Source organism: Nostoc sp. (genome assembly GCF_036917455.1).
In the GTDB taxonomy this organism is placed as follows: Bacteria; Cyanobacteriota; Cyanobacteriia; order Cyanobacteriales; family Nostocaceae; genus Nostoc.
In genome coordinates this window covers 1-8554 of record NZ_JBALDK010000186.1, presented here as the reverse complement: position 1 = coordinate 8554, position 8554 = coordinate 1, and the positions used below count along the sequence as shown (strand labels likewise).

General features: G+C 43.6%; 14 protein-coding genes and 1 CRISPR repeat array. Of the genes, 10 read left to right on the top strand and 4 right to left on the bottom strand.

Features of this window, described 5'->3' with window-relative positions; genetic code table 11:
- The 4 genes from V7K42_RS19685 to V7K42_RS19670 form a co-directional block, all read right to left on the bottom strand.
- Positions 1-725 (bottom strand): DnaB-like helicase N-terminal domain-containing protein (locus V7K42_RS19685; RefSeq protein WP_334918974.1); only part of this gene is annotated, 725 nt, incomplete at its 3' end.
- 205 nt (positions 726-930) lie between these two features.
- Complete coding sequence (locus tag V7K42_RS19680; RefSeq protein WP_334918972.1) at positions 931-1122, bottom strand: hypothetical protein; 192 nt, start codon at positions 1120-1122, stop codon at positions 931-933.
- Positions 1122-1379, bottom strand: coding sequence for a hypothetical protein (locus V7K42_RS19675; RefSeq protein ID WP_334918970.1), 258 nt, complete (start codon positions 1377-1379; stop codon positions 1122-1124). Before V7K42_RS19675 ends, V7K42_RS19680 begins: the two co-directional genes overlap by 1 nt.
- Before the next feature lie 108 nt (positions 1380-1487).
- On the bottom strand, positions 1488-1814 hold the full coding sequence (locus tag V7K42_RS19670) for a hypothetical protein (protein WP_334918969.1): 327 nt from the start codon (positions 1812-1814) through the stop codon (positions 1488-1490).
- A 297-nt stretch (positions 1815-2111) separates the two neighbouring features.
- Between V7K42_RS19670 and V7K42_RS19665 the strand changes: the two genes are divergently transcribed.
- The 10 genes from V7K42_RS19665 to dusB all read left to right on the top strand — a co-directional run bounded on the left by V7K42_RS19665 (position 2112) and on the right by dusB (position 7895).
- On the top strand, positions 2112-2300 hold the full coding sequence (locus V7K42_RS19665) for a peptide ABC transporter substrate-binding protein (protein WP_334918967.1): 189 nt from the start codon (positions 2112-2114) through the stop codon (positions 2298-2300).
- 86 nt (positions 2301-2386) lie between these two features.
- Entirely contained in the window at positions 2387-2689 is a 303-nt protein-coding gene (locus V7K42_RS19660) for a hypothetical protein (protein WP_334918965.1), read from the top strand.
- Positions 2664-3134 (top strand): hypothetical protein, encoded by a 471-nt coding sequence (locus V7K42_RS19655; protein ID WP_334918963.1) that lies wholly within the window; start codon positions 2664-2666, stop codon positions 3132-3134. The genes V7K42_RS19660 and V7K42_RS19655 overlap by 26 nt, the downstream gene beginning before the upstream one ends.
- Complete coding sequence (locus V7K42_RS19650) at positions 3121-3375, top strand: hypothetical protein (RefSeq protein WP_334918961.1); 255 nt, start codon at positions 3121-3123, stop codon at positions 3373-3375. The genes V7K42_RS19655 and V7K42_RS19650 overlap by 14 nt, the downstream gene beginning before the upstream one ends.
- A gap of 9 nt (positions 3376-3384) precedes the next feature.
- Entirely contained in the window at positions 3385-3897 is a 513-nt protein-coding gene (locus tag V7K42_RS19645) for a hypothetical protein (RefSeq protein ID WP_334918959.1), read from the top strand.
- Positions 3897-4169 carry a hypothetical protein gene (locus V7K42_RS19640; protein ID WP_094343874.1) on the top strand — a complete coding sequence of 91 codons (273 nt, stop codon included), beginning with the start codon at positions 3897-3899 and terminating at the stop codon, positions 4167-4169. Before V7K42_RS19645 ends, V7K42_RS19640 begins: the two co-directional genes overlap by 1 nt.
- Positions 4151-4693, top strand: a complete 543-nt coding sequence (locus tag V7K42_RS19635; RefSeq protein ID WP_334918957.1) for a hypothetical protein — start codon at positions 4151-4153, stop codon at positions 4691-4693. Before V7K42_RS19640 ends, V7K42_RS19635 begins: the two co-directional genes overlap by 19 nt.
- Positions 4694-4738: 45 nt before the next feature.
- Positions 4739-5248, top strand: coding sequence for a hypothetical protein (locus V7K42_RS19630; RefSeq protein ID WP_334918955.1), 510 nt, complete (start codon positions 4739-4741; stop codon positions 5246-5248).
- A 118-nt stretch (positions 5249-5366) separates the two neighbouring features.
- On the top strand, positions 5367-6473 hold the full coding sequence (locus tag V7K42_RS19625) for a site-specific integrase (RefSeq protein WP_334918953.1): 1107 nt from the start codon (positions 5367-5369) through the stop codon (positions 6471-6473).
- Between the two features lie 366 nt (positions 6474-6839).
- The gene (gene dusB, locus V7K42_RS19620) at positions 6840-7895 is read left to right on the top strand and encodes a tRNA dihydrouridine synthase DusB (RefSeq protein WP_094344345.1); all 1056 of its coding nucleotides are present in this window, start codon (positions 6840-6842) and stop codon (positions 7893-7895) included.
- Positions 7896-8020: 125 nt separating this feature from the next.
- Positions 8021-8415: a CRISPR direct-repeat array (repeat unit 37 nt; unit sequence GTTTCAATCCCTAATAGGGATTTTGATGAATTGCAAT).
- Positions 8416-8554 lie beyond the last annotated feature (139 nt).

The following is an 8554-nucleotide window of genomic DNA, read 5'->3' as shown; positions in this document are numbered from 1 at the left end:
TTTCGTGGCTCGACTGTGGCACACAGCGATTTCATGTAGAGGTCTTCTAAGTCTTTAACTCTTCTGCCAGGGCTGCTATTAGCTAATTCCTGAAGTTTGTATAGTTTCAGACCGGGGTTAGAAGTTTTTAGGTAAATATTCTCTAGTTCACTGATTAGCTGATTGTAGTGCCACAGTTGGTTTTCTTCTTTTGTTGGCGCTACTGGTGCTGAGATTATTTCTGTTAGTTCGTTTTCAATTGTTACACAAACATCTGTCCATTCTGTCTGTGTATCATAAGCTAAACTTTCAATTTTATTAGCCTTTTTGATTGTTTCTCTACGTCTGGCAAGTATAGTAATTCCGGCGGCTAAACTATCAATGCTCGCTCCACTGACTTTTATATCGAGAATATTATCTAGTGTCGTTATAACAATATTAGCTAGTGCGTTTCTACCACCAATTCTTGCTAATAGTTCATGATCTGACAACCAGTTAGTAACATGCAGTAAGTCTGTTGGCTGTCCCTTTTTGTTAAGTCTAAGACAGGCTTGGTAAATATCTTTGTGTGCGCCAACGTAAAAATGCTCTGGCTTTAATCTATCTTTAACTTGATAAATTGCACTCGGCTGGTTCATTATTGCACCAAGTACGTATAACTCGGACTCAATGTTGTGTGGTAATGTCTGGTTGTTATCAGGCTTAAAACTTAATTCTTCAGTAAAAGTGTAGGGGATTGCTATCATTGCTCTGTCCCCCGATTGGCTAGTTTTAAGTTGTTTGAAGTGGTAGAATGTAGGAAAATAGCAGACATTTTACTGTCTAATCTTCGTAAGTGTTTGTTCATTTTTTACTGATGTTTTTTTTGATTAGATTCACCAATCTCTAAGTTGGTGAGTTTTTTTTGCGTGCAATAACTTACGGAGTTACTGTTAAGACATAGTTAGAGTTCTAGTCAGAGAGTTGTAGATAGAGAAGAAAGTCATCTAATTCCTCTTCGGTCAACAGCGATCGCGATCGCACTCCATAAAACTTCTGCAAATGCTCTCGACCCTGGTCAACTGTCCAGCCCAATCGCTGCATTTGGGCATCTGTCTGTTTCATTAAGTCCTCGAATTTTGGGGATGTTGGCTCTTTAGTCATTAGTTAGCCGATCGCACTCCATGAAGAGAGCGTTTCAACTTCAACTCTGTGGCCAACTCTTGAAACTGACTCACCAAGTCGGGATTCTCTTTAAATATCTCTGGCAGTAGCTGCAATGTAAGCGAGGCTAGCACTATCGCTTCATCGGGTTTTAATTCTGGGTCAACACTGTGCATGTACTCGATAAATTTCTCTAGCTCGTAGATGGCAAGAGACCTGGCTCGAACTACCTTTGATGAAATTCTTTGTCTTTTCATTGGTCATTGGTCATTGGTCATTAGTTAACTTCGTGGCGATCGCACTCCGGTTTGGAATGAGGCGATACGCCACGAATAAAGCCGTCCTACCAGTAAGGCAGGACGGCTTTATTCACAATTTTCGTCTTCTGAGTTTAACTCCTCTTTGAGTGAGTTGAGGTCTTCAACCTTGGCTTTGATCTCGGTTATTTCGCTTTGTTTGACAGCTATCTGATCTTGATATTCGCTGATCAGACGATCAAGCATTTTTTTAATATCTTTTTCTCCTGAGCGGAGAATGCTTGATCGCGAGCTACCCTCTCTATGAATTCGCTCTTGCTGAGTCCTAGCGAGAGTGATTTCTCCTCTAGTAGCTGATGAGCTTCTGGAGATACTGTCAAATTCAGGCTTTTCTTTCTTTGTCCGTGGATTGGCTTCCGCATCCGTTGTACCCATGCACTACCTCTCATTGTATACGCATAGAATGTTGACTTTTAGCGCGCGTAGTATTAGGCTTTATTTAGTTGTACACGCATACAACTTATTTTGCAACACAAGATCGCTCCCCAACGCCTAACCCTTTGCGTTGCACAAATGGAGCAAGCACCCGCGCCTCGTCCTTGCGCGGAAACACCCTGTACCTGATGACTGACAACTGTATTCACCCATAAGTCGTAGCGATCGCAGGGTTAGAAGTACGTAGCTCTTATCCATGCTGAATGTATAAAATTAACAAACAACTACTAGTGACCAATGGAGGAGCTAACACCAAAACAATTAGTTGAAGCGAGAAATTGGATAAAAGATTGCTGCCCCTGGGGCGATCTACAAGAGGAACAAGTTGACGAACTAACCGATGAGGAGGTAACAGCAGGCATTGAAAGACATTTTTCTGGTGGAATCAGCGAATTCAAAAAGTCTTTGCCGCCAGAAGACCAGTGAAAAGGCGATCGCACTCAGGGTATGAGGACTGCGATCGCCAAGTGCAAACAAAAATTTGAAATGTGATACGTAAGGAGATTTTACCAATGTCAAGACCATTAGGCTACTACACCAATTACAGCCCAGGAGATGATTCGCTCCTGGAGCGAGTGCAGGAAAAATACGGTAGCGGCTTCGAGAAAATGTCCAAGCGAGAAAAGCTATCTATATTGATGATTTTGGCATCAAATCTGGGAAACCAGCTTGAGGGAGGTGTGCGCGGGGAAATTTATGCTGCTGCAAGAGAGATGACAGATCAGCTTTCACCCTCCGACCAGGCAGGAATCATGGAAGCGATTATTTCCCAAGTCAGATGGGGGCAGAATGCAGAACCTGTACACCACTCCTGATGCCGCCAGACTGACTGGCATACCAGAAAGTACCATTCGCTCCTGGATGCGTCGTCACGCTGAGGTGTTTCAAGTTGACGTTCACGTTGCAATTGATGAACACGGGCAGAAACTATGGACTGACGCGGGAATTGAACTATTGCACAGCCGACGTGCAACGAAAAATGCAACTGAGGATGATGCAAAATTTGATGCAGAATCCGACGCACCCGATTTACTTGAATCGCTCTTAGAAGAAGATGCACAGCGACTGGCCCGTGAATACTGGCGACAATTGCCGGGTCGAACATTGCAACGCATTAAACAGATGCGTGACAATCCCACACCTGAAGACCGCGAAGTAGTCACACTTTCAGTTCGTGCAGCGCTCAACGCCGGAACCGAGCATCTACTCTTACCCACATATCAGCCAATGTTGCTAGAGGGAGGAGATGAAACAGACTAAACAGCAGCGCACTAGTAAAGTTGTGCCATTCACTGGGGAGTTCTACCCAATTCCAGATCCTGAACCTACCCCAGCAGGTAATAACATCGCAGGTTATTTAGTAATCGTTGCAGCTGCACTGGTCGCGGGTTTAAGCATGGGTGCAATCTCCACCTACCAGAGCGCGGATCAAGTGCAACTGCGCGAGATGAAAGCCCAAAGCCAGCAGCTAGAGAAAGTCAAAAACCAAGTTTGTAGATAGGAGTAAACAATGGGAATCCTTGCACGAATTACCAGCGCTGGAAAATCTAACAGCAATAGTAATGAGTCCTCGCTGTCCACGGGCGGCCACGGCATAGATAAAAATCGGGTACTATCACCAACAGATCCAAGTGTGGTAAACCCGGTGAACGCGGGAACTTGGGAGACTGTCAGGACAGCACCAGTAAATCATACACCACGGTACTTCAACAAAGCTGAGGCTGATGCACTCAAGCAGGTTGCAAGTCAAAAGCGAGAGGAAGCACGTCAGGCTAAACGCGCTTACAAATCGCTCAGAAGGCTGGAAGAATCTGATGCACAGGTACACACTGCCCATCGTACCTACATTAAGGGAGTTGCTGACAACGAACTTACCAAAAAACGCTCCGACGCAACGACTGCAAGGCACTTACATGCGCTGCGCCCTGAATACGCAAAGTTAGGTTTCGGTCTAGACCGCGCTGAAAACAAAGCACAACAACGGATTGACGAGTTAAAAGCCAAAGTCAAGGATAAATACTAATGGCAAAGGCGGTACACCTGGGGGCTTGGTTCCTTTTGGGCTGTATCGCCTCTAGCTCAGTAGCTTGGCTAGGGGCGCTGCATCCTGCTTTGTTTCGGGTTATGTGGGTTGTCTACATAATGTGTTGCGCTGGTCTGGTTATCGCTCTGCTCACAGATGATGCTGTTAGGCCTTTTCTCAAACTGTCTGAACCAGATTATTACGCCTTGCTGATTGCGATCGCAGTTTCGATTGTTTTGGGAGGGATGCTGTCATGGCTGATAGGTGGGTGAAAACCAACTGTTTGCTAGCTAGTGCGACAGCTTTTTGGCTAACTGCACTTTCTCCAGTTCCTGCGATCGCAAAGGGAGTTAGCTACAGCTTGGCGCTTGTTGCATCAGTCCAACTCGTCCAGGAATCGCGTCGGCTAATTATCCAGGATGCTCGACGTGCAGCATTAGCGGCGATGAACCAAGAGCTAGAGCAAACTGAATTTGCACTGCATACCCAGCAGCAAGAGCAAGCACTTTACGAAGTCTATGGCGATGCACCGACTTACCAAGAGGAAGTCGATCGGGAATTAAAAACTAGCCTAGAACACTTATATAAAGAGCCGAGCGCAGATCGCACTGAGGAAACTTCCACTTCCACTTCCGACGAGAAAGCCTTCTATTTAGCGGTGAAGTCGTTACTGGAAGTTAAGGGGGAGACTTACGTTATTGAGCAAGTTTTGAAAATGGGGGGACGACGCTGGGAAGAAGGTAAACAGTGGTTGCAGCAAATATTGCAGCAAGGCAGACAGAATGAGTGGGACTGAAATTTAAATGCGATGGCTGCGCCAACGCCAAGGGCGAACGCGCTCATGAGGAACGCGATCGCAATCAATCCCAACACTCAAAACCTGGACAAGTCAAAAATATCACACATTGTCAATGCGATGAAAATCAAATTAGTCCATGCTCATTTCTTAATCTCGATCGGCGACTACAGTAACGAGCGAGTCGGTTTTACGGTTGAACTAGAAGAAGGCGAGACAGTAACTTCAGTGGTTGACAATTTAAGACAACAAGCCATAACAGCAGTTGGGCCTAAGTCCGAAGAACTCTACCGCCAGAACCGACAGTTACGGGTAGAAAACCGTGAACTTGAGGAGAGGATGAACAAGCTTCGCTCGGAGTGGGAAGCAACAGCAGAATTTTTAAGAGCGCAAGGCATTAAGCCAGAAGCGCCTTCAATGCCTCAATTTCAGAGGTTGCTAAACGCCGCTAAAGTCGAATCGCAATCAGTTATCGCCGAAATTATTGAGGAGGCAGATTCAGGTAACATCCCTTTTGAACCTGGGATAGGCGGCGATGTCCCCGACGGGTTTTAATCGAATTTTTTAACGATCGCTCTTGCACTTTTTGACTTAAGGTAATTGATTTTATCTCAATAAGAGGTAGGTAAAAACCTGCTTCATTTTGGGATGGATTCTTAATGGAAATTTGAGAATGAAAAATATTGAACACCGAATTAAGGAGGCTAACGGAAGGCTCCGTAGTTACGGCATCAACATTGAACAAATTGGCAGCAGACTTTACTTACGCGCAACGCTTCCCCCAAAGCCGCAATCAACAAAAAACAGTTGGCATCAGCAAAAAATAAATATTACTGTCGCCAATTTCGACGGGGTAAGGCTCGCAGAAAAGGAAGGTAAGCTTGTCAGGCTGAAATTGGATACCAAAACTTTTGACTGGAAAGATTATTTAAAGTCAGAATTGCAAAATAAAGTGAAGAATATTGGCGAATGGATTCAAGAATTCGAGAAAGATTATTTTGAAAGAAGGCAACGTAATTTCAAAACAGAAAGCACATGGAAGATTGAATATCAGACAGTTTTTAAAACACTGCCTGAACACGAAATGCTAAATACTGAAGTACTCAAACAAGCTATTTTGACAACCACGCCAGACACTAGAACCCGGAAACGATTTTGTCTGACACTGCGATTATTGGCTAAATTTGCTGACCTTGATTTCAACCCTAACTCTTATTCAGGAAACTATGGCTATAGAAGCAGGCAGATCCGTAGCCTGCCAACGGACAAATTAATTGTTGAATGCCATTCTAATTTCGCGGATGTGAAGTGGCAGTGGATATTTGGAATGCTTGCCACTTACGGATTGAGAAATCATGAGGTATTTTTCTTGGATTTAGAGCAACTACGAGCAGGTAATAAAATTATTACTGTCCTGGCTGGAAAGACTGGTTACAGAAAAATCTGGCCTTTCCATCCAGAGTGGTTTGACTCTTTTGGGTTGCCAAATGTCAAAATCCCCGACATTAACTTAAACCGAAATAATTCTGTAATTGGCAGAACGGTTACTCAAAGATTTAGGCGAAATGATGGTTTGCCATTCAAGGTTTATGACCTGCGCCATGCTTGGGCTATTCGCACCCTAGAGTATGGAATTGATGTAACGCTTGCAGCGCAACAGATGGGGCACAGTCTGTCAGTTCACAGCAACCTCTATCACGCATGGATCAATGCCGAGCATCACCAAAGAGCTTTTGAACTGGCTATGAATAGAAGCGATCGCCCCGTGCCGCCAGAATGATGAATTTATAATTTATAGTTTTGAGTTATCCAGCAACTAGTTTGCTGGATTTTTGTGCTACGATTGCAATGAAACCGTGACTCTTAATCTATTGGTTGCGGGTTCAAATCCCTCGTCACCCACTACTTCCACACCTCAAAATTTACCCTTGACTAATTCTTGACTAAATTGAGTGGTATCGCGCTCCAAAAGCCCCATTTATCAAGGATAAACGGTGTTAAAACTTTGACTAATTTAAATAAAAACCCCTGCCATCCAGTAGAATGTCTAGCGTCTCTACTGGATAGCTAGAATGTGACAAAAAGCGAATCACGATACTTCTAAATATTCTTGTTATTTCCATTCCCATAATTTTTAATTTTTTATATGATTTCGCTTTCCCCCATTCTCCAAGCTAGACTTTCCCAACCCCTCAAGATTGGCACGTTTGAGGTAAAAAGTCGGGTTCTCCAGTCGCCTTTATCTGGAGTAACGGATATGGTTTTTCGCCGTCTCGTGCGTCGCTATGCGCCAGATTCGATGATGTATACCGAAATGGTGAATGCTACGGGGTTACATTATGTCAAGCAGTTACCCAAAATCATGGAGGTAGATCCCAATGAACGCCCTATTAGCGTTCAACTATTTGATTGCCGTCCCGATTTTTTGGCAGAAGCAGCAATCAAGGCAGTTGCCGAAGGTGCTGATACTGTTGATATTAATATGGGTTGTCCGGTAAATAAAATCACTAAAAATGGTGGCGGTTCTTCGTTGTTGCGCCAACCAGAAGTAGCAGAGGCAATTGTACGGGAAGTGGTAAAAGCTGTTGATGTCCCTGTGACTGTCAAAACCCGTATTGGCTGGAATGACAACGAAATTACTATTCTCGACTTTGCCAAACGGATGGAAGATGCTGGGGCACAAATGATTACAGTCCACGGACGCACCCGCGCCCAAGGATACAATGGCAATGCCCGTTGGGAATGGATTACTCGTGTAAAAGAAGTGCTTTCTATCCCAGTAATTGGGAATGGAGATATTTTCTCTGTTGAAGCGGCGGTGAAATGTTTAGAACAAACTGGCGCTGATGGTGTAATGTGTTCTCGTGGAACTTTGGGTTATCCGTTTTTGGTGGGAGAAATCGATCGTTTCCTAAAAACTGGCGAGATATTACCGACACCTACCCCGATTGAGCGTTTGGAGTGTGCAAGAGATCATTTACAAGCCTTGTGGGAGTATAAAGGCGATCGCGGTGTGCGTCAAGCCCGTAAGCACATGACTTGGTATGCGAAAGGTTTCGTGGGTGCTGCCGAACTCCGAGGACAGCTAAGTTTAGTTGAAAAGGTAGATCAAGGTTTGGCAATGATTGACCAAGCTATTGAGAAACTCGCTAATGGTTATGAATTAGAGGAAGAAACTCAAGATAGTTTGGTGATGCTTTAAAAAACTTCTCGAAACAGAATTCAGGAGTTAGGAGTCAGGAGTCAGAATTCAGAATGAATTTTGTTCTACTAGGGATTTTGATGAATTGCAATTCCTGTGTCGGTGTTCTCGTGAACAATGATTTCGTTTCAATCCCTAATAGGGATTTTGATGAATTGCAATGCTGCGCATAACTTTTAAGCCAGTCGTTGCCTTTGTTGTTTCAATCCCTAATAGGGATTTTGATGAATTGCAATCCTTCACGCTTCGATTCATTGGTATTGGGTGTTGTTTCAATCCCTAATAGGGATTTTGATGAATTGCAATTTGGATACTTTAAAAGAGAAACCACCTGCAAAATAAGTTTCAATCCCTAATAGGGATTTTGATGAATTGCAATCCTTTACCTCGTAGAAAGGCACAAACATGATGTTTCAATACCTAATAGGGATTTTGATGAATTGCAATTTCAGGAAAAGAGCAATTAGCAAAAGATGGTTATTTGTTTCAATCCCTAATAGGGATTTTGATGAATTGCAATCTGTTGATTTTCAAGTTGATGAAAGTTATGATGCTGTTTCAATCCCTAATCAGTAAACCAAAAAGTTTTTTCCCAAGAGCGATCGCTAATCAAGATTACGTACTTTAAAGTACTATATACTACAAAATATATAATTAAT